Raw genomic sequence first — 19,822 nt, forward strand, 5'->3', positions numbered from 1 at the left:
CCGGACCGGGGTCACCGCCGCGCCGCACCGGGCAGGCCCGTCCCGGCGGCGGCGCTCCACCAGACCGCCCCCTGCCGCCGACCCGCCGGAGGCTAGTGCGCCGCGGACTCCCAGTCCCTGCCCGCGCCCACCGAGACGCCCAGGGGCACCCTCAGCCGCACGGCGTCCGCCATTTCGCGGCGGACGATCTCCTCCGCCGCCGCGCGCTCACCGGGGGCGACCTCGAGGACGACCTCGTCGTGGACCTGCAGGAGCATGCGGGAGGTGAGGCCCGCCTCGCGCAGTGCCCCGTCGACCTTGAGCATCGCGATCTTGACGATGTCGGCCGCGGTGCCCTGGATGGGTGCGTTCAGGGCCATGCGCTCGGCCGCCTCGCGGCGCTGGCGGTTGTCGCTGTTGAGGTCGGGGAGGTAGCGGCGGCGCCCGAACAGCGTCGCCGTGTAGCCCGTCGCCCGCGCCTCGTCGACGGCCCGGCGCAGATAGTCCCGGACCCCGCCGAAGCGCTCGAAGTACGCGTCCATCAGGCCGCGCGCCTCCGCCGCCTCGATGTTCAGCTGCTGGGACAGACCGAACGCGGACAGGCCGTAGGCGAGGCCGTACGACATGGCCTTGATCTTGCGGCGCATCTCCGCGTCCACCGCGGCGGGCTCGACGGCGAACACCTGGGAGGCCGCCGTGGTGTGCAGGTCCTCGCCGGAGGTGAACGCCTCGATCAGGCCCTCGTCCTCGGAGAGGTGGGCCATCACGCGCAGTTCGATCTGGCTGTAGTCGGCGGTCATCAGGGACTCGAAGCCCTCACCGACCACGAAGCCGCGGCGGATGGCCCGGCCCTCGTCGGTGCGGACGGGGATGTTCTGCAGGTTCGGGTCCGTGGAGGACAGGCGGCCGGTCGCGGCGACCGTCTGGTTGAACGTCGTGTGGATGCGGCCGTCCGCCGCGATCGTCTTGATCAGGCCCTCGACCGTGACCCGCAGCTTCGCCTGCTCACGGTGGCGGAGCATGATCACCGGCAGCTCGTTGTCCGTCTGGGTGGCGAGCCAGGCCAGGGCGTCGGCGTCCGTGGTGTAGCCCGTCTTCGTCTTCTTCGTCCTCGGCAGGGCGAGCTCGCCGAAGAGGACCTCCTGCAGCTGCTTGGGCGAGCCCAGGTTGAACTCGTGCCCGGCCGCCGCGTGCGCCTCCTTCACCGCCTGCTGGACGGCGCCCGCGAACATCTGCTCCATGGCCTCCAGGTGGGCCCGGTCGGCCGCGATGCCGTGCCGCTCCATCCGGGCCAGCAGGGCGGACGTCGGCAGCTCCATGTCCCGCAGCAGGTCCGCGGCGCCGACCTCCGCCAGCCGGCTCTCGAAGGCCTCGCCCAGGTCGAGGACGGCGCGGGCCTGGATCATCAGCGCCTCGGCCTCGGCACCGTCGTCCGTGCCGAAGGCGAGCTGGCCGTCGGCCGCGGCGGCGGGGGCCAGCTCGCGGTGCAGGTACTCCAGGGACAGCGCGTCCAGGTCGAAGGAGCGGCGGCCCGGCTTGACCAGGTAGGCGGCGAGCGCGGTGTCCATGCGGACGCCCTCGATGCTCCAGCCGTGCTCGGCGAAGACCCGCATCGCGCCCTTGGCGTTGTGGAAGACCTTCGGCCGGCCGGCGTCGGCCAGCCAGCCCGCGAAGGCCCTCTCGTCCTCCTCGTCCAGCTGGGAGGGGTCGAACCAGCCGGCCGCTCCCCCGGCCGCGGCGAGCGCGATCTCGGCGACCGAGCCGGTGCCGAGCGCCCAGGTGTCGACGGTGGCCACGCCGAGCGTGCCGGTCCCGTGCTCCGCGAGCCAGGGCGCCAGCTCACCCGTGCCGAGCACGGTGCCGTCCAGCTCCACGCCGTCGGTGGCGATCGGCGTGGCCTCGGCCTCCTCGGCTCCGGGGTCCACGCCGAAGAGCCGCTCGCGCAGCGAGGGGTTCCTGATCTCCAGGGTGTCCAGCACCATCGAGACGGCCTTGCGGTCGTACGGCTCACGTGCGAGGTCGGCGACGGCCCCGGGCAGCTCGACGTTCCGCTCCAGCTCGGTCAGGCGGCGGTTGAGCTTGACCGACTCCAGGTGCTCGCGCAGGTTCTGCCCGGCCTTGCCCTTGACCTCCTCGGCACGCTCCACCAGCTCGGCGAAGGAGCCGAACTGGTTGATCCACTTCGCGGCGGTCTTCTCGCCGACACCGGGGATGCCCGGCAGGTTGTCGGACGGGTCGCCGCGCAGGGCGGCGAAGTCGGGGTACTGCGCGGGCGTCAGCCCGTACTTCTCGAAGACCTTCTCCGGGGTGAACCGGGTCAGCTCGGAGACGCCCTTCGTCGGGTACAGCACCGTCGTGTGCTCGCTGACCAGCTGGAAGGAGTCACGGTCGCCGGTGACGATCAGCACCTCGAAGCCCTCGGCCTCGGCCTGGGTGGCGAGGGTGGCGATGATGTCGTCCGCCTCGAAGCCCTCGACCGCGAACCGCGACGCGTGCATGGCGTCGAGGAGCTCCCCGATCAGCTCCACCTGGCCCTTGAACTCGTCCGGCGTCTTGGAGCGGTTCGCCTTGTACTCCGTGAACTCCTGGGAGCGCCAGGTCTTGCGGGAGACGTCGAAGGCCACCGCGAAGTGCGTGGGCTCCTCGTCACGCAGGGTGTTGGCCAGCATCGACGCGAAGCCGTAGATCGCGTTCGTCGGCTGGCCCGTCGCGGTCGTGAAGTTCTCCGCGGGCAGCGCGAAGAACGCGCGGTAGGCCAGCGAGTGCCCGTCCATGAGCATGAGGCGGGGCCGCGTCCTGCCGCCGGCGGTGTTCTCGGTCTGCTTCGGTGCTGTCTCTGCCACGAACCCGATCCTGCCACGAGCCACTGACACTCGGGGTCACGCCGCTGCCGGGGACGCCGCGGAGTGCCGCCCCGGCCACTCGCCGGGGCTGCGGGAAGGTCGCTCGCCGGGGCCGCGGGAAGGTCGCTCGACGGGGCCGCGGGAAGGCCGCTCGCCGGGGCCACGGGAAGGTCGCTCGCCGGGGCCGCGGGAAGGCCGCTCGCCGGGGCCACGGGAAGGCCGCTCGCCGCCGCGGGAAGGACACCCGTCGGCGCCGCAGAACAACACCTGTCGCCGCCGCAGAAGAACACCTGTCGCCGCCGCGGAAGGGCACGCGCCGCCGGCGCGGCAGAGTCGCTCCACGGCGCCGAGGCAGGTTCGCTCCCCGGCGCCGAGGCAGGTTCGCTCCCCGGCGCCGCGGAAGGTTCGCTCCCCGGCGCCGCGGAAGCAGTGGTCCCGTTCGACGTGGATCGCCGGCCCCGCGGCGGCGGTCACTCGCCGCCCAGCGAAAGGGCGGCCCGCCGCCCAGCGAAAAGGGCCGCCCGCCGCCCCGCGGAAGGAGCCGCCCGCCACCCCGCGGAAGGAGCCGCCCGTCGGGCCAGCGGAAAGAACCGGATCCGCCGGCGCTCACCGTCACCGCCGCGTGCGAGGATCGGAGCGGTACGGCGCAGGTACAGGCGCTGGTGAAGGAGAGTGCGCGATGGCGACGAAACCACCTCAGAGTGATCCGGTCCAGGACGCGCCGCGGGTCGCCGGCCCGCAGCACGCGGCGGCCGGACTGCCCGCGATCGGCCACACCCTGCGCATGGCCCAGCGGCAGATGGGCGTGAAGCGCACCGCGCTGACGCTGCTGCGCGTCAACCAGAAGGACGGCTTCGACTGCCCGGGCTGTGCCTGGCCGGAGCCGGAGCACCGGCACACGGCGGAGTTCTGTGAGAACGGCGCGAAGGCGGTGGCCGAGGAGGCCACCCTGCGCCGGGTCACCCCGGAGTTCTTCGCCGCGCACTCCGTCGCCGACCTCGCGAACCGCAGCGGTTACTGGCTCGGCCAGCAGGGCCGGCTCACGCACCCCGTGTACCTGCCCGAAGGGGGAGACCACTACGAGCCGGTGACCTGGGAGCGCGCCTTCGGCATCGTCGCCGAGGAGCTCGCCGCGCTCGGCTCCCCGGACGAGGCGGTCTTCTACACCTCGGGGCGCACCAGCAACGAAGCGGCCTTCCTCTACCAGCTGTTCGCCCGGCAGCTCGGCACGAACAACCTCCCCGACTGCTCCAACATGTGCCACGAGTCGTCCGGTTCGGCGCTCACGGAGACGATCGGCGTCGGCAAGGGCAGTGTCCTGCTGGAGGACCTGCACAAGGCCGACCTGATCATCGTCGCCGGCCAGAACCCCGGCACCAACCACCCGCGCATGCTCACCGCCCTGGAGAAGGCGAAGGCGGGCGGCGCGCGGATCATCAGCGTCAACCCGCTGCCCGAGGCGGGCCTGGAGCGCTTCAAGAACCCGCAGACCGCACAGGGCATGCTCAGGGGCGCCGCGCTCACCGACCTGTTCCTGCAGATCCGCATCGGCGGGGACCAGGCCCTCTTCCGCCTCCTCAACAAGCTGATCCTCGGCACGGAGGGCGCGGTCGACGAGGCGTTCGTGGCCGAACACACCCACGGCTTCGAGGAGTTCGCGGCCGCCGCCGAGGCCGCCGACTGGGACGGGACACTGGCGGCGACGGGCCTCACGCGCGAGGAGATCGAGCGGGCCCTCGGCATGGTGCTCGCCTCGGAGCGCACCATCGTCTGCTGGGCGATGGGCCTCACCCAGCACAAGCACTCGGTGCCGACCATCCGGGAGATCGTCAACTTCCTCCTGCTGCGCGGCAACATCGGCCGCCCGGGCGCGGGCGTGTGCCCGGTGCGCGGCCACTCGAACGTCCAGGGCGACCGCACGATGGGCATCTTCGAGCGCCCCGCGCCCGCCTTCCTGGACGCCCTGGAGCGGGAGTTCGGCTTCGCTCCGCCGCGCGAGCACGGCTACGACGTCGTCCAAGCGATCCGCGCCCTGCGCGACGGGGAGGCGAAGGTCTTCTTCGCCATGGGCGGCAACTTCGTGGCCGCGTCCCCCGACACGGAGGTCACCGAGGCGGCCATGCGGCGCGCCCGCCTGACCGTGCACGTGTCGACGAAACTCAACCGCTCGCACGCGGTCACCGGCGCGCGGGCGCTGATCCTGCCCACCCTGGGCCGCACCGAGCGCGATCTGCAGGGCGGCGGCGAGCAGTTCGTCACCGTCGAGGACTCCATGGGCATGGTGCACGCCTCCCGCGGCCGGCTGGAGCCGGCGAGCAGGCACCTGCTGTCCGAGCCGGCCATCGTCTGCCGCCTGGCACGCCGCGTGCTGGGCGCGGAGAACCCGGTGCCGTGGGAGGAGTTCGAGAAGGACTACGCCACCATCCGCGACCGCATCGCGCGCGTGGTCCCCGGCTTCGAGGGCTTCAACACGCGGGTGGCGCGGCCCGGCGGCTTCGCCCTCCCGCACGCCCCGCGCGACGAACGCCGCTTCCCCACGCGGACCGGGAAGGCGAACTTCACGGCGGCGCCCGTGGAGTACCCCGAACTGCCGGAGGGCCGCCTGCTGTTGCAGACGCTGCGCTCGCACGACCAGTACAACACCACGATCTACGGCCTCGACGACCGCTACCGCGGCATCAGCAACGGCCGCCGGGTCGTGCTGGTCAACCCCGAGGACGCGCGGGCGCTCGGGGTCGCCGAGGGGGCGTACGTCGACCTCGTCGGCGAGTGGAAGGACGGCGTCGAGCGCCGGGCGAACGGCTTCCGGGTCGTGCACTACCCGACGGCCCGCGGCTGCGCGGCCGCGTACTACCCGGAGACCAACGTGCTCGTCCCGCTGGACGCCACCGCCGACACCAGCAACACCCCGGCCAGCAAGTCCGTCGTCGTGCGTCTGGAACAATCGGCAGCCGACTGAGCGTTCGCTCAGGCAGGCTGGACGAGTGATCCGGACGAACGGAGCAGGACCGATGGGCGAGCAGAGCAACGTGATCTTCCCGCAGGAGGTCATCGACGAGTACGCCGCGCTCGGCGTGGACCTCGAGGCCCTGTTCTCCGCCGGGCACCTCGGGACCCGTATGGGCGTGGAGATCACCGAGGCCTCGGCGGACCGCGTCGTGGGCACGATGCCGGTCGAGGGCAACACCCAGCCCTACGGCCTGCTGCACGGCGGCGCCTCCGCCGTGCTGGCCGAGACCCTCGGCTCCGTCGGCTCGATGCTGCACGGCGGCAGCTCCAAGATCGCGGTCGGCGTCGACCTCAACTGCACCCACCACCGCGGCGCCCGCTCCGGCCTGGTCACCGGGGTGGCCACGCCCGTGCACCGGGGCCGCTCGACGGCGACGTACGAGATCGTGATCAGCGACGAGGAGGGGCGCCGCGTGTGCACCGCCCGGCTCACCTGCCTGCTGCGGGACGTGCGTCCGGGCGACGGGGCGCCGGTGGGCGCCACCGGCTGACCCGCCCGCCTTCCCGCCGGTCCCGCGTCCCGCCTCTGGTCCGACCCGCCGATCAGGCCATAGCGTCATGCCATGAGAACGGGAGGGACCGGGCGGCCCACGGCGGTGGCCGGCGGCTGGCTGGCGCTGGTCCTGGCGGTGAGCGGCGCGTGCGCCGGGTGCGGTGCGCCGGACTCCGGAAGCCGCGCGGCCGCCGCACGCACCGCCTCGGCGGCACCGTCCGCCACACCGCCCGAGGCACTGTGCGCGCGGGTGGTCACGTACTGGTCGCGCAAGGTGCTGGACGGCCACACCTACGGGGACTACCAGACGATGGGCCTGTCCAACGGGCAGTACGACATCCTGCGGGACGCCGTGGACGCCGCGAGGGACGCCAAGAGGCGCCGGGGCGCCGCCGCGGCGGACCGGTTGATCGTCCGCCGGGCGCGCCAGGGCTGCCGGGACTGGTACCGCACCGGCGGTCCGAGCAACGGGCCGTGGCAGTGAGCGGCGTCGGCCCCCTGGAGCCGGGTGAGGGCACCTGGGCCCAGGACACCCCGGAAGCGGGCACCCCTGCCCGGCTCCGCCGTCCGCGCGGCCCGCTCGGCGAGTGGTACGACCGGCACCGGCGGGCCGCCGTCGCCGCCGTCACGGCCGCCGCCCTCCTCGCGGCCGGCGGCTACCTCTACCTCACCCGGCCGCACAAGCCGCCACCCCCTCCCCCGCCGTACCCGTCTCAGGTTGTGGACATCACCTACCTGTCCCCGGTGGCCGTCCCGGGCCCGGACCGGACGGGCGGTTTCAGCTTCGCGGTGGAGCTGAGCGTGGCGTCCGGCCCGCCCGTCACGGTCCGGGACATCACCCAGCCCTACGTCGGCCTGACCCTGACCTCGCGGCCCCGTACCCCTTTCCGGACACGGGCCGGCGACCACCGCGAGGTCGTGATCACCATGCACGTCACGCAATGCCGGAAAGCGCCGGAAAGCGCCGGACTCCCTTTCCTGGACGTAACTCTGCGTAATACGCGCGCAATAGAGGTCCACAGTTTCATCCTGGGGCAGCGCTATGCACAGCACCTCTCCGACGCCCTGCGAGCCATCTGCGACACCACTTCCGGGTAATTAGCAAAACACCCCAAGCGCCTGACAACCCCGTGCGGATCCTGCGGGTTCTCAGAATGCGGACGGGGCGAATCGGCTGGAATTCCGCTGTTCCACCCACCGTGTACCGCTCTGCATAACGTGGGGTCATAACAAGACAGTCACAGCCTCAGTCAGACCCTCCTCCAGGCTTCCTCCACCCGCTTAGAGTCACCGCCAGTCACCGTGCTGCCGAAAAGTCTCTTCGGCCCGGCGCAGCGACTCGGCCACTTCCACGGGGAAGGGGCCGGTGACAGGGAAAGGACTGATCGTGCGTCAACGTTCGCTCATCGCCATCACCGCCGCGCTGGCGGCGGGAGCACTCACCCTCACCGCCTGCGGCTCGCGCGACAGCGGCGACAAGGGCAACTCCGGCAGCGGTGGCACCACCGTCACCATCGGAGTCGACGCCCCGCTGACCGGCGACCTGTCCGCGCTGGGCCAGGGCATCAAGAACTCCGTGGACCTCGCCGCCAAGACGGCCAACAAGCAGAAGTTCGTCGACGGGGTCACGTTCAAGGTCGTCGCCAAGGACGACCAGGCGCAGGCCTCCTCCGGCCAGCAGAACGCCACCTCCCTGGTCGCCGACAAGAGCGTCCTGGGCGTCGTCGGCCCCCTGAACTCCAACGTCGCCGAGTCCATGCAGAAGGTCTTCGACGACGCCAAGCTGGTCGAGGTCTCCCCGGCCAACACCAACCCCGCCCTCACCCAGGGCACGAACTGGCAGACCTCGAAGTCCCGCCCGTTCAAGTCGTACTTCCGCACCGCGACCACGGACGCCATCCAGGGCCCGTTCGCCGCCGAGTACGTCTACAACACGGCCAAGAAGAAGAAGGTCTTCGTCATCGACGACAAGAAGACCTACGGCGCCGGCCTCGCCGCCACCTTCACCAACGAGTTCAAGAAGCTCGGCGGCCAGGTCGTGGGCACCCAGCACATCAACCCCGACACCAAGGACTTCTCCTCGGTCGCCACCCAGGTCAAGAACTCCGGTGCCGAGGTCGTCTACTACGGCGGCGAGTACCCGCAGGCCGGCCCGCTCAGCAAGCAGATCAAGGCCGCCGGTGCGAAGATCCCGCTCGTCGGCGGCGACGGCATCTTCGACCCGACCTTCATCAAGCTGGGCGGCCCCAGCAGCGCCGGCGACCTCGCCACCTCCGTCGGCGCCCCGGTCGACTCCCTCGACTCGGCCAAGAAGTTCGTCGCCGACTACAAGGCGGCCGGCTACACGGAGAACTACGGCGCCTACGGCGGCTACTCCTACGACTCCGCCTGGGCCGTCATCGAGGCCGTGAAGAAGGTCGTCGACGACAACAACGGCAAGCTGCCCTCCGACGCCCGCGCGAAGGTCACCGCCGCCATGCAGAACGTCTCCTTCGACGGAGTCACCGGCAAGGTCTCCTTCGACCAGTACGGTGACGCCACCAACAAGCAGCTCACCGTCTACGCCGTGAAGAACGGTGCGTGGGCCCCCGTCAAGTCCGGTACGTTCACCGGCTGACCCTCACCCGCACCACCGACGAGCCGCGCGGGGCGCTGTTCCACAGGCGCCCCGCGCGTTCTCGCATCCGGCTTCATCCGTCGAAATCATCCGAAAGTCTCGGAGGACATGCGGTGAACGAACTGCCGCAGCAGCTGGTCAACGGCCTGCTACTGGGATCCATGTACGGGCTGGTCGCCATCGGCTACACGATGGTCTATGGCATTGTCCAACTCATCAACTTCGCCCACGGCGAGATCTTCATGACGGGAGCCTTCGGCGCTCTGACGGTCTACGTCTACGTCCTGCCCGGCGGCACCTCGATGTGGATCGCCCTGCCGCTGATGCTGATCGGCGCCGTCCTCGTCTCCACGGCTGTCGCCGTAGGGGCGGAACGGTTCGCCTACCGACCCCTGCGGGACGCCCCCCGCCTCGCCCCCCTCATCACCGCCATCGGCCTCTCCCTCGCCCTGCAGCAGGCCGTCTGGGCCTGGTACCCCGAAGCCAAGTCCTCGCGGACCTTCCCGCAGATCCACGGCGGCCCGTTCCACATCGGCAACGTGACCATCCAGACCGGTGACATCTTCCTGATCATCGCCGCTCCCGTCAGCATGGCCGTCCTCGGCTACTTCGTCATGCGGACCCGCACCGGACGCGGGATGCAGGCCACGGCCCAGGACCCGGACACCGCCAAGCTCATGGGCGTCAACACCGACCGCATCATCGTGATCGCCTTCGCCCTCGGCGCCGTCTTCGCCGCCGTGGGAGGCGTCGCCTACGGCCTGAAGTACGGCGAGATCAACTTCCGCATGGGCTTCATCCTCGGCCTCAAGGCGTTCACGGCGGCCGTCCTCGGCGGCATCGGCAACATCTACGGAGCCATGATCGGCGGCGTCGTCCTCGGTGTCGCCGAGACACTGGCCTCCGCCTACATCTCCGACATCCCCGGCATGGACAAGTTCGGCAGCCAGTCCTGGGCAGACGTCTGGGCGTTCGTACTCCTCATCCTTGTGCTCCTGTTCAGGCCCCAGGGTCTGCTCGGCGAGCGCGTCGCGGACAGGGCGTGACACCGATGACCACACAGACCACCGCTCCAGAGACCCCTGAGACCCCGGCCCCGGCCACCCCGTCCGGCCTGATCGGCCTCCCGCCGCAGCTCGGCCGCGCCCTCGCCCTCGGCGGCGGCGCCCTCACGGTCGTCTCGACGTTCATGTCGTGGACCTGGACGGCCGCGTTCCCCGGCGACCTCACCGTCTACGGCTACCCCGGCGGCCTGCAGGTCCTGGTCCTCATCAGCGGCGTCTTCACCACTCTCTTCGCCCTGGCCGGTTACGGCGTCACGTGGCTGCGCGGGTTCGTGCCCGCCGGAGGCGACGGCGCCCTGAAGTTCGCGGCGCTCGCCGCCTTCGCCACCGCCTGGTACACGGTCATCGCGATCAGCAGCGAACTCGGCGGCGTCGTCAACCTCGACCCGGGCGGCTACCTCGTCGCCATCGCCTCCCTCGCGGCCCTCGTCGGCGCCCTGGCGCTGCCCTACCGGCACCCCGAGCCCGACCCCATCGACCCCGACGACACCGACTGGGAGCACTTCAAGCACCGGGCGGCCCACGGGTGGGAGAACATCAAGGCGGCGTTCGCCGGCAATCCCCCGCGGTCCGTCGGCAAGCTCCCGGCCTTCGTCGAGATCCTGATCATCGCCGGCATCATGGCCGTCGGCCTGCTGGTCTTCACCTACGGCATCGGCACGGAGTACGACGAGCTCTTCGTGGGCTTCCTGATCACCGCCGGCTTCGGCTTCGCCGCCCTCAACAAGGCCGGCCTGATCGCCCAGGCCTCCCAGATCACCGCCCGGCACCAGACCATCACCGTCTGGGGCGCCTTCATCGCGGCGGCGCTGTTCCCCTTCACCCAGACCGACGACCAGTACGCGACCCTCGGCGTCTACATCCTGATCTTCGCCACCGTCGCGCTCGGCCTGAACATCGTCGTCGGCCTCGCCGGCCTCCTCGACCTCGGTTACGTCGCCTTCCTCGGTGTCGGCGCCTACGCCGCGGCCCTGGTCTCCGGATCGCCCAGCTCGCCCTTCCACGTGCACTTCCCGTTCTGGGGGGCCGTCCTGGTCGGCGCCGCGGCCTCGCTCACCTTCGGCGTCCTCATCGGCGCGCCGACCCTGCGGCTGCGCGGCGACTACCTGGCCATCGTCACCCTCGGCTTCGGTGAGATCTTCCGCATCACGGCCAACAACCTGGACGGCACCTCCGGTCCGGACATCACCAACGGATCCAACGGCATCTCCTCGATCCCCAACCTGAAGATCCTCGGCTGGGACCTCGGCGCACCGCACACCATCCTCGGCTTCACCATCGGACGGTTCGCCAACTACTTCCTGCTGATGCTGATCATCACGGCCGTCGTCGTGCTGGTCTTCCGGCGCAGCGGCGACTCCCGCATCGGCCGCGCCTGGGTCGCCATCCGCGAGGACGAGACGGCCGCCCTGGCCATGGGCATCAACGGCTTCCGGGTCAAGCTCATCGCCTTCGCCGTCGGTGCCTCCCTCGCGGGTCTCGCCGGCACCGTCCAGGCGCACGTGACCTACACCGTCACTCCCGAGCAGTACATGTTCGCCGGACCCATCCCGCCCAACTCCGCGTTCCTGCTCGCCGCGGTCGTCCTCGGCGGCATGGGCACCATCGGCGGCCCTCTCATCGGCGCCGCGCTGCTGTTCCTCATCCCCAACAAGCTCCAGTTCCTCGGCGACTACCAGCTCCTCGCGTTCGGTGTCGCGCTGATCCTGCTGATGCGCTTCCGTCCGGAGGGCCTCGTCCCCAACCGGCGCCGCCAGCTGGAGTTCCACGAAGAGGCCGAAGCGCCCGCAGTCCTCGGCAAGACAGGGGCCTGACCACACATGACCACCGACACCTCCACCCAGGGCACCACCCCGGGCGCCACCGCCCCCGGACAGGTCGTACTCGACGCCCGCGGCGTGACGATGCGCTTCGGCGGCCTGACCGCCGTGCGCAACGTCGACCTCACCGTCAACAGCGGCGAGATCGTCGGCCTGATCGGGCCCAACGGCGCGGGCAAGACGACCTTCTTCAACTGCCTCACCGGCCTCTACATCCCCACCGAGGGCGAGGTCCGCTACAAGGGCGAGGTCCTGCCGGCCAAGTCCTTCAAGGTGACCGCGGCCGGTATCGCGAGGACCTTCCAGAACATCCGTCTGTTCGCCAACATGACGGTCCTGGAGAACGTCCTCGTCGGCCGCCACACCCGTACCAGGGAAGGCTTCTGGTCCGCGGTGCTGCGCGGCCCCGGCTTCCACCGGGCCGAGGCCACCTCCCGCGCACGCGCCATGGAGCTCCTCGAGTTCGTCGGCCTCGCGGGCAAGGCCGAGCACCTGGCCCGCAACCTGCCCTACGGCGAACAGCGCAAGCTGGAGATCGCCCGGGCCATGGCCAGCGAACCGGGCCTGCTGCTGCTCGACGAGCCGACCGCCGGCATGAACCCGCAGGAGACCAGGGCCACCGAGGAGCTGGTCTTCGCGATCCGCGACCGGGGCATCGCCGTCCTCGTCATCGAGCACGACATGCGGTTCATCTTCAACCTCTGCGACCGGGTCGCCGTACTGGTCCAGGGCGAGAAGCTCGTCGAGGGCGACAGCGCCACCGTCCAGGGCGACGAGCGCGTCGTCGCCGCCTATCTCGGCGAGCCCTTCGACGACTCCCCCGGCGACGGGGAAGCCGCCGAGGTCGAGGCCGCCGAGGCCCAGGCCGACCCCACGACGGACGCCGCGCCCGGCAAGGAGACCGACCGATGACCGCACTGCTCGAGGTCGAGGACCTCCGCGTCGCCTACGGCAAGATCGAGGCCGTCAAGGGCATCTCGTTCAAGGTCGAGGCGGGGGAGGTCGTCACCCTCATCGGGACCAACGGTGCCGGGAAGACCACCACGCTGCGCACCCTGTCGGGTCTGCTCAAGGCGGTCGGCGGCCAGATCAGGTTCAACGGCAAGTCGCTGAAGAAGACCCCCGCCCACCAGATCGTCTCCCTGGGGCTCGCCCACTCGCCCGAGGGACGGCACATCTTCCCCAGGATGACGATCGGGGACAACCTGCGGCTGGGCGCGTTCCTGCGCAACGACAAGGCCGGCATCGAGAAGGACATCCAGCGCGCGTACGACCTCTTCCCGATCCTGGGAGAGCGGCGCAAGCAGGCCGCGGGCACCCTGTCCGGCGGTGAGCAGCAGATGCTGGCCATGGGCCGCGCGCTGATGTCCCGGCCCAAGCTGCTGATGCTGGACGAGCCCTCCATGGGCCTGTCGCCGATCATGATGCAGAAGATCATGTCGACCATCGCCGAGCTGAAGTCGCAGGGGACGACCATTCTGCTCGTCGAGCAGAACGCCCAGGCGGCGCTGTCGCTGGCCGACCACGGCCACGTCATGGAGGTCGGCAGCATCGTGCTCTCCGGCACCGGGCCGGACCTGCTGCGCGACGAGTCGGTGCGCAAGGCCTACCTCGGCGAGGACTGAGCGCCCCCCGGACGGCACGACGAGGCCCGCGCTCCCCGGACGACCGGGGGACGCGGGCCTCGTGCGGTGTGCGCGGTGGGCGGGATCAGCCCTTGGACGCCTTCTTCTCCTCGGCGTCCTGGATGACCGCCTCGGCCACCTGCTGCATGGACATCCGCCGGTCCATGGAGGTCTTCTGGATCCAGCGGAAGGCGGCCGGCTCGGTCAGGCCGTACTCGGTCTGCAGGACCGACTTGGCGCGGTCGACCAGCTTGCGCGTCTCCAGACGCAGCGTGAGGTCGGCGACCTCCTTCTCCAGCTCCTTCAGCTCGGTGAAGCGGGAGACGGCCATCTCGATGGCGGGTACGACGTCGCTCTTGCTGAACGGCTTCACGAGGTAGGCCATGGCACCGGCGTCCCGGGCGCGCTCGACCAGGTCGCGCTGGGAGAAGGCGGTGAGCATCAGCACCGGGGCGATGCTCTCCTCGGCGATCTTCTCGGCCGCGGAGATGCCGTCCAGCTTGGGCATCTTCACGTCGAGGATGACGAGGTCCGGCCGGTGCTCACGGGCGAGCTCGATGGCCTGCTCGCCGTCGCCGGCCTCGCCGACGACGCTGTAGCCCTCTTCCTCCAGCATCTCTTTGAGGTCGAGCCGGATGAGGGCCTCGTCCTCGGCGATGACGACACGGGTCGTCAGCGGAGGAACGTGCGACTTGTCCTCGTCGGGCGTGTCCACGGGCTGGGGCGACTCGGGGGCGGTCACAGGGGCTCCTTGTTACGGGCCGGGCAGGTACTGCTGCGTATGCAGCCTACCCAGCGGCGGGGAGCCGCGGTGACCCGGTACACTTCCCGGCAGATCCACAACCTGCCCGGTTGGAGGAACTGGTCAGACTCGCGGCACTCAAAATGCCGTGCCCTATGGGCATGTGGGTTCGAATCCCACACCGGGCACAGCGGGACCAGAAGCGGAGGATCACGTTCACGTGATTCTCCGCTTTTTGCGGCGGTCCGGGCTCGTGACCCGTCCGGGTCGGCCTCTGGGGCGGCCCTAGGTGAGGCTGTCGTCCTCGCCGACGCGGTGCACCCGGACCATGTTCGTCGAGCCGGACACCCCGGGCGGTGAGCCCGCCGTGACGACCACGACGTCGCCCTTCTCGCAGCGGCCGTACTTCAGCAGCAGGTCGTCGACCCGCGCGACCATCGCGTCCGTCGACTCCGCGGGCGGGCCGAGGAACGTCTCGGCGCCCCAGGTCAGGCTGAGCTGCGAGCGCGTGGCCGGCTCGGGGGTGAAGGCGAGCAGCGGGATCGGGGAGCGGTAGCGGGACAGCCGGCGGGCGGTGTCGCCGGACTGCGTGAAGGCGACCAGGAACTTCGCCCCGAGGAAGTCGCCGATCTCCGCGGCCGCACGCGCCACCGCGCCGCCCTGGGTGCGCGGCTTGTTGCGTTGGGTCAGCGGCGGCAGGCCCCTGGCGAGCATGTCCTCCTCCGCCGCCTCGACGATCTTGGCCATCGTCAGGACCGTCTCGACGGGGTACGTGCCCACGCTCGTCTCGCCGGACAGCATCACCGCGTCCGTGCCGTCGATGACGGCGTTCGCCACGTCGCTCGCCTCGGCGCGGGTCGGCCGCGCGTTGTCGACCATCGAGTCGAGCATCTGCGTCGCCACGATCACCGGCTTGGCGTTGCGCCTGGCCAGCTTGACCGCACGCTTCTGGACGATCGGGACCTGCTCCAGCGGCATCTCCACGCCCAGGTCCCCGCGGGCGACCATGATCCCGTCGAAGGCGGCGACGATGTCCTCGATCGCGTCGACCGCCTGCGGCTTCTCCACCTTGGCGATGACGGGCAGGCGGCGGCCCTCCTCGGCCATGATGCGGTGGACGTCCTCGATGTCGCGGCCGCTGCGCACGAAGGACAGCGCGATGACGTCGAAGCCGGTGCGCAGCGCCCAGCGCAGGTCGGCCTCGTCCTTCGCGGAGAGCGCGGGGACGGAGACCGCGACGCCGGGGAGGTTGAGGCCCTTGTGGTCGGAGACCATGCCGCCCTCGACGACGGTGGTGCGGACCCGGGGGCCGTCCACGGAGGTGACCTCCAGGCAGACCTTCCCGTCGTCGACCAGGATGTGCTCACCGGGAGTGACGTCGTCGGCGAGTCCCGGATAGGTGGTGCCGCAGAGCTGTCCGTCCCCCTCGGCGCCCTCTTCGACCGTGATGGTGAAGCTGTCACCGCGTTCAAGGAGTACGGGACCTTCCGCGAAGCTGCCGAGCCGGATCTTCGGACCCTGAAGATCGGCGAGGAGTCCGACGCTGCGTCCGGTCTCGTCGGCGGCCTTCCGGACCCGCCGGTAGCGCTCCTCGTGCTCGGCGTGCCCGCCGTGGCTGAGGTTGAACCGGGCCACGTCCATTCCGGCGTCGACCAGCGCTTTGATCCGGTCGTACGAGTCGGTGGCGGGCCCCAGAGTACAGACGATCTTCGCTCGGCGCATGGTTCGAGCCTAGGGCTTACCCGCGGGTAGAGAATTGGCCGAGGGTGACTACTCAACAACCGTTGGGTGAAGCGGTGTTGACAAGTATTGAATTGTGCGGCGGGGTGCTCCGATGAGCGATTCCCCGGTCGCGGCCCGTCCCGCCGCGCGAACCGGCCGTGTCCGGCGCCTCAGAGCCGCGGCGGATGCATGGTGAACCGGGCGTTGACGGCGGCGTGGACCCGCTGGCGCTGGGGTTCGAGATCGAGGGCCGGCGTGGTGTCCTCGGCGCCGCCGTAGGCCATGGAGCGCATCCGGCCGGGGGCCTGCGGGTAGGGCTGGGCGTCCTCGGCGCCGATGTCGGCCAGCTCCAGGAGGGCCGCCAGCGAGGTGCCGAGCGCCTCCGCGTACTCCCTGGCCCGCTGGACGGCCTCCCGCACCGCCTGCCGCCGGGCCTCGCGATGGGCCGGGGAGTCGGGGCGCAGCGCCCACCAGGGGCCGTCCACCCGGGTCAGCTCCAGGTCGGCGAGGCGTGTGGTGAGCTCGCCGAGGGCGGTGAAGTCGGTCAGCTCGGCAGTGAGGTGGACGCGGCCGTGGTAGGCGTGGACGCGCTCGCCGCGGCCCTTCTCCCTGAGTTCCGGGCTGATGGAGAAGGCGCCCGTCTCCAGGCGTTCCACCGCCTCCCCGTAGCCCTTGATCAGGTCCAGGGCGGCGGTGTTGCGCCGGGTGAGGTCGTCCAGGGCGGCGCGGCGGTCCCTGCCGCGGGAGGCGACCGTGACACCGATGCGGGCGATCTCGGGGTCGACCTCGAGACGCGCCTCGCCTCGCACGGCGACGCGGGGCGCGCCGGGGGTGCCGTGGGCGACGGCGGGGCGGGAGTCGTCCGGTGCGGGGAGGGTCATACGACCCACTGTGTCATCTTCCGTCGGCGAGCGGGGTGAGTACCTGGGCCTGCCGTGCCTGCGGAACCCGCGGCGCGTGCGGGGACTGGTCGAGCCCGAAGGTGGTGAAGGCCGTCCGGGCCGGCAGCCGGTATGTGTCCGTCCCGGTCAGGGAGTTGAGGATGGTGGCGCTGCGCCAGGCGGCGAGGCCGAGGTCGGGGGCGCCGACGCCATGGGTGTGGCGTTCGGCGTTCTGGACGTAGACGTGGCAGTCGGAGCCGCTGACGGAGGCGTCCAGGACGAGACGGAACTGCTCGTCCACGCGCGGGCGTCCGCGGCTGTCGCGGCGCAGATAGGGATCGAGGCCGGCGAGGAGGCGGCCGAGCGGGCGTTCGCGGTAGCCGGTGGCGAGGACGACGGCGTCCGTGGTCAGCCGGGTGCGGGTGTCCTGCTGCACATGCTCCAGGTGGAGTTCGACCTTGGTGGTGGCGATGCGGCCCGCGGTGCGGACCCGGACGCCGGGCGTGAGGACGACGTCGGGCCAGCCGCCGTGCAGGCTGCGCCGGTAGAGCTCGTCGTGGATGGCGGCGATGGTGCCGGCGTCGATGCCCTTGTGCAGCTGCCACTGGCCGGCCACGAGACGGTCGCGGACGTCTTCGGGCAGGGCGTGGAAGTAGCGCGTGTAGTCGGGCGTGAAGTGCTCGAGGCCGAGCTTGGAGTACTCCATGGGCGCGAAGGCCTCGGTGCGGCCGAGCCAGTGCAGCCTCTCGCGGGTGACGGGACGGTCGCGGAGCAGGTCGAGGAAGATCTCCGCGCCCGACTGCCCCGAGCCGATGACGGTGACGTGCCCGGCGCCGAGCAGCGCCTCGCGGTGGGTGAGGTAGTCGGCGGCGTGCACGACGGGCACGCCGGGCGCCTCGACGAGGGGCTTGAGGGGTTCGGGCACGTAGGGCTCGGTGCCGATGCCGAGGACGACGTTCCTGGTGTACGTGCGGCCGAGGGCCTCGGCCTCCCCGTCGGCGTCGAGCTGGGTGAAGTCGACCTCGAAGAGGTCCCGTTCGGGGTTCCAGCGGACGGCGTCGACCTGGTGGCCGAAGCGGAGTGCGGACAGGCTGTCCGCGACCCAGCGGCAGTAGGCGTCGTACTCGGCGCGCTGGATGTGGAAGCGCTCGGCGAAGTAGAAGGGGAAGAGCCGGTCGCGGGCCTTGAGGTGGTTGAGGAAGCTCCAGTCGCTGGCGGGGTCGGCGAGGGTCACCAGATCGGCCAGGAAGGGGACCTGGACGCGGGAGCCGCCGATGAGCAGGCCCGGGTGCCAGTCGAAGGAGGGGCGCTGGTCGTAGAAGACGGCGTCGAGTCCGGCGAGGGGCTGGGCGAGGGCGGCGAGCGAGAGGTTGAACGGGCCGATGCCGACGCCGACCAGGTCGCGGGGGGCGTCGGGCTCGTGGTGCGGGGGGCGGGGACGGTGGGGCGTGCTCATCGGGGGGTGGGTCCTTCCACGAGTGCGTCGGCTGTCTCTTCGGCCGCCACGGCCTGTGCGGCTTCTTCGGCGACCTGCGCGGCGCCTGCTTCGACGAGGTCGAGGAGGGCGGCCAGATCGGTGGGGCGGGTGCCGGGGTTGAGCAGGGTGGCCTTGAGCCAGAGCCGGCCGTCGAGGCGGGCCCGGCCGAGGACGGCCCGGCCCTGATGGAGCAGGCTCCGGCGTACGGCGGCCACGGCGGCGTCGGAGGCGTGCGCGGGCCGGAACAGGACCGTGCTGATCGCGGGCCTGCCGCGGAGTTCGAAGGCGGGATGGTCCTGGACGAGACCCGCGAACTCGCGGGCCAGGCCGCAGACCTGGTCGACGAGGGCGCCCAGGCCGCCGCGGCCCAGACTGCGCAGCGTGACGGCGACCTTGAGGACGTCCGGGCGGCGGGTGGTGCGCAGGGAGCGGCCGAGGAGGTCGGGGAGGCCGGCCGCGGTGTCGTCGTCGGCGCTCAGGTAGTCGGCGTGGTGCTCGAGGACGGCCAGGTCGCGGGGGTGGCGCACCGCGAGGAGCCCCGCGGCGACCGGCTGCCAGCCGAGTTTGTGCAGGTCGAGGGTGATGCTGTGGGCACGCCCCAGACCGGCCAGCCGCTCGCGGTGGCGGTCGCTGAACAGCAGGCCCCCGCCGTAGGCGGCGTCGATGTGCAGACGGGCCCGGTGGGCGGTGCACAGTGCGGCGATCTCGGGGAGGGGGTCGATGAGGCCCGCGTCGGTGGTGCCGGCGGTGGCCGCGACGAGGTGCGGGCCGGGGAGGGTGGTCAGGGCCGCGTCGAGTGCGGTGGGGTCGAGCGTGCCGGCCGGGGTGGGAACGATCACCGGGTCGGGCAGGCCGAGCAGCCAGGCGGCGCGGGGCAGCGAGTGGTGGGCGTTCGCGCCGCAGACGAGGCGGACTCCGGCGCCGTGGAGCTCTCGGGCCAGCAGCAGGGCGAGGTGGTTGGCCTCGGTGCCGCCGGTGGTGACGACGGCGTCGGAGGCGCCTGCCTCCCGGGCCAGCGCGCGGGTGACGAGGGCCTCCAGGGCGGAGGCGGCCGGCGCCTGGTCCCAGGAGTCCAGGGAGGGGTTGAGGGCACTGGCGGCCAGGTCGGCGGCGGTGGCGACGGCGAGGGGCGGGCAGTGCAGATGACCGGCGCACAGCGGGTGGGCCGGGTCGGCCGCGCCCTCGGCGAGGGCGTGCACGAGGGCGCGCAGGGCGCCGGGGTCGCCGTCCTGCGGCAGTACGTCCCCGACGGCCGCCTGCAGCCGTGCGGTCACGGCGTCCGGTCCGCCCGCGGGCAGGGGGCCGCCGCGCGCGCGGGCGCCCTCCTCCAGCGCGTCGAGCACGGTGTCGAGCAGGGGGCGCAGGGCGTCGCGGCCTTCGGGGCCCGAGGCGAGGCTCGGTGTGCTCATGGGTTCCTCCCGGGCGCGCGGGCTGAGGGAGTTCCAGCTTGTACGCAGATGCGTGCGCGTGCCCGAAGAGTCAACGATCGGAACCCGAAAGTGGGTACGCCTGCCCGCGGCGCTGCGCGGGGAGGGTGCCGCAGCGCCGGG

General features: G+C 71.5%; 15 protein-coding genes and 1 tRNA gene. 10 read left to right on the forward strand and 6 right to left on the reverse strand.

Annotation, left to right across the window (positions count from 1 at the left end; translation table 11 throughout):
• Positions 1-92: 92 nt before the first annotated feature.
• On the reverse strand, positions 93-2,822 hold the full coding sequence (polA, locus tag ACJ9NR_RS10555; RefSeq protein ID WP_412487262.1) for a DNA polymerase I: 2,730 nt from the start codon (positions 2,820-2,822) through the stop codon (positions 93-95).
• A 679-nt stretch (positions 2,823-3,501) separates the two neighbouring features.
• Between polA and ACJ9NR_RS10560 the strand changes: the two genes are divergently transcribed.
• The 9 genes from ACJ9NR_RS10560 (at position 3,502) to ACJ9NR_RS10600 (ending at position 13,450) form a co-directional block, all read left to right on the forward strand.
• Positions 3,502-5,781 carry an FdhF/YdeP family oxidoreductase gene (locus tag ACJ9NR_RS10560; protein WP_412487263.1) on the forward strand — a complete coding sequence of 760 codons (2,280 nt, stop codon included), beginning with the start codon at positions 3,502-3,504 and terminating at the stop codon, positions 5,779-5,781.
• A gap of 52 nt (positions 5,782-5,833) precedes the next feature.
• Complete coding sequence (locus ACJ9NR_RS10565; RefSeq protein WP_412487264.1) at positions 5,834-6,322, forward strand: PaaI family thioesterase; 489 nt, start codon at positions 5,834-5,836, stop codon at positions 6,320-6,322.
• A 72-nt stretch (positions 6,323-6,394) separates the two neighbouring features.
• Positions 6,395-6,808 (forward strand): hypothetical protein, encoded by a 414-nt coding sequence (locus ACJ9NR_RS10570; protein ID WP_412487265.1) that lies wholly within the window; start codon positions 6,395-6,397, stop codon positions 6,806-6,808.
• A complete protein-coding gene (locus ACJ9NR_RS10575) occupies positions 6,805-7,422 on the forward strand; it encodes a Tat pathway signal sequence domain protein (protein WP_412488797.1) in 618 nt (205 codons plus the stop codon). Before ACJ9NR_RS10570 ends, ACJ9NR_RS10575 begins: the two co-directional genes overlap by 4 nt.
• Before the next feature lie 289 nt (positions 7,423-7,711).
• Positions 7,712-8,941, forward strand: coding sequence for a branched-chain amino acid ABC transporter substrate-binding protein (locus ACJ9NR_RS10580; RefSeq protein WP_412487266.1), 1,230 nt, complete (start codon positions 7,712-7,714; stop codon positions 8,939-8,941).
• 113 nt (positions 8,942-9,054) lie between these two features.
• Positions 9,055-9,987, forward strand: coding sequence for a branched-chain amino acid ABC transporter permease (locus ACJ9NR_RS10585; RefSeq protein WP_412487267.1), 933 nt, complete (start codon positions 9,055-9,057; stop codon positions 9,985-9,987).
• A 5-nt stretch (positions 9,988-9,992) separates the two neighbouring features.
• On the forward strand, positions 9,993-11,819 hold the full coding sequence (locus tag ACJ9NR_RS10590; protein ID WP_412487268.1) for a branched-chain amino acid ABC transporter permease: 1,827 nt from the start codon (positions 9,993-9,995) through the stop codon (positions 11,817-11,819).
• 6 nt (positions 11,820-11,825) lie between these two features.
• Positions 11,826-12,737, forward strand: coding sequence for an ABC transporter ATP-binding protein (locus ACJ9NR_RS10595; protein ID WP_412487269.1), 912 nt, complete (start codon positions 11,826-11,828; stop codon positions 12,735-12,737).
• On the forward strand, positions 12,734-13,450 hold the full coding sequence (locus tag ACJ9NR_RS10600; RefSeq protein ID WP_412487270.1) for an ABC transporter ATP-binding protein: 717 nt from the start codon (positions 12,734-12,736) through the stop codon (positions 13,448-13,450). Before ACJ9NR_RS10595 ends, ACJ9NR_RS10600 begins: the two co-directional genes overlap by 4 nt.
• Before the next feature lie 85 nt (positions 13,451-13,535).
• Here ACJ9NR_RS10600 and ACJ9NR_RS10605 read toward each other — a convergent pair whose 3' ends face one another.
• Positions 13,536-14,192 (reverse strand): ANTAR domain-containing response regulator, encoded by a 657-nt coding sequence (locus ACJ9NR_RS10605; protein WP_412487271.1) that lies wholly within the window; start codon positions 14,190-14,192, stop codon positions 13,536-13,538.
• A gap of 104 nt (positions 14,193-14,296) precedes the next feature.
• Between ACJ9NR_RS10605 and ACJ9NR_RS10610 the strand changes: the two genes are divergently transcribed.
• Positions 14,297-14,380 (forward strand) — tRNA-Leu (locus ACJ9NR_RS10610).
• A 97-nt stretch (positions 14,381-14,477) separates the two neighbouring features.
• Here the strand turns inward: ACJ9NR_RS10610 and pyk are convergent.
• The 4 genes from pyk to ACJ9NR_RS10630 all read right to left on the reverse strand — a co-directional run bounded on the left by pyk (position 14,478) and on the right by ACJ9NR_RS10630 (position 19,681).
• On the reverse strand, positions 14,478-15,914 hold the full coding sequence (gene pyk / locus ACJ9NR_RS10615) for a pyruvate kinase (RefSeq protein WP_412487272.1): 1,437 nt from the start codon (positions 15,912-15,914) through the stop codon (positions 14,478-14,480).
• Positions 15,915-16,084: 170 nt separating this feature from the next.
• Positions 16,085-16,795 carry an SIMPL domain-containing protein gene (locus tag ACJ9NR_RS10620; RefSeq protein ID WP_412487273.1) on the reverse strand — a complete coding sequence of 237 codons (711 nt, stop codon included), beginning with the start codon at positions 16,793-16,795 and terminating at the stop codon, positions 16,085-16,087.
• A gap of 13 nt (positions 16,796-16,808) precedes the next feature.
• Entirely contained in the window at positions 16,809-18,251 is a 1,443-nt protein-coding gene (locus tag ACJ9NR_RS10625; protein WP_412487274.1) for a lysine N(6)-hydroxylase/L-ornithine N(5)-oxygenase family protein, read from the reverse strand.
• Complete coding sequence (locus ACJ9NR_RS10630) at positions 18,248-19,681, reverse strand: pyridoxal phosphate-dependent decarboxylase family protein (protein ID WP_412487275.1); 1,434 nt, start codon at positions 19,679-19,681, stop codon at positions 18,248-18,250. Before ACJ9NR_RS10630 ends, ACJ9NR_RS10625 begins: the two co-directional genes overlap by 4 nt.
• Between the last annotated feature and the right edge of the window lie 141 nt (positions 19,682-19,822).

Source organism: Streptomyces sediminimaris (genome assembly GCF_047049295.1).
In the GTDB taxonomy this organism is placed as follows: domain Bacteria; phylum Actinomycetota; class Actinomycetes; order Streptomycetales; family Streptomycetaceae; genus Streptomyces; species Streptomyces sediminimaris.

Excerpts from the sequence above, each read along its gene's own strand:
- ACJ9NR_RS10620 (WP_412487273.1), bottom strand. The coding sequence starts at position 16,795 with ATGACCCTCCCCGCACCGGACGACTCCCGCCCCGCCGTCGCCCACGGC.
- ACJ9NR_RS10625 (WP_412487274.1), bottom strand. The coding sequence starts at position 18,251 with ATGAGCACGCCCCACCGTCCCCGCCCCCCGCACCACGAGCCCGACGCC.
- ACJ9NR_RS10590 (WP_412487268.1), top strand. The coding sequence starts at position 9,993 with ATGACCACACAGACCACCGCTCCAGAGACCCCTGAGACCCCGGCCCCG.
- ACJ9NR_RS10630 (WP_412487275.1), bottom strand. The coding sequence starts at position 19,681 with ATGAGCACACCGAGCCTCGCCTCGGGCCCCGAAGGCCGCGACGCCCTG.
- ACJ9NR_RS10570 (WP_412487265.1), top strand. The coding sequence starts at position 6,395 with ATGAGAACGGGAGGGACCGGGCGGCCCACGGCGGTGGCCGGCGGCTGG.
- ACJ9NR_RS10565 (WP_412487264.1), top strand. The coding sequence starts at position 5,834 with ATGGGCGAGCAGAGCAACGTGATCTTCCCGCAGGAGGTCATCGACGAG.
- ACJ9NR_RS10600 (WP_412487270.1), top strand. The coding sequence starts at position 12,734 with ATGACCGCACTGCTCGAGGTCGAGGACCTCCGCGTCGCCTACGGCAAG.
- ACJ9NR_RS10595 (WP_412487269.1), top strand. The coding sequence starts at position 11,826 with ATGACCACCGACACCTCCACCCAGGGCACCACCCCGGGCGCCACCGCC.
- ACJ9NR_RS10560 (WP_412487263.1), top strand. The coding sequence starts at position 3,502 with ATGGCGACGAAACCACCTCAGAGTGATCCGGTCCAGGACGCGCCGCGG.
- pyk (WP_412487272.1), bottom strand. The coding sequence starts at position 15,914 with ATGCGCCGAGCGAAGATCGTCTGTACTCTGGGGCCCGCCACCGACTCG.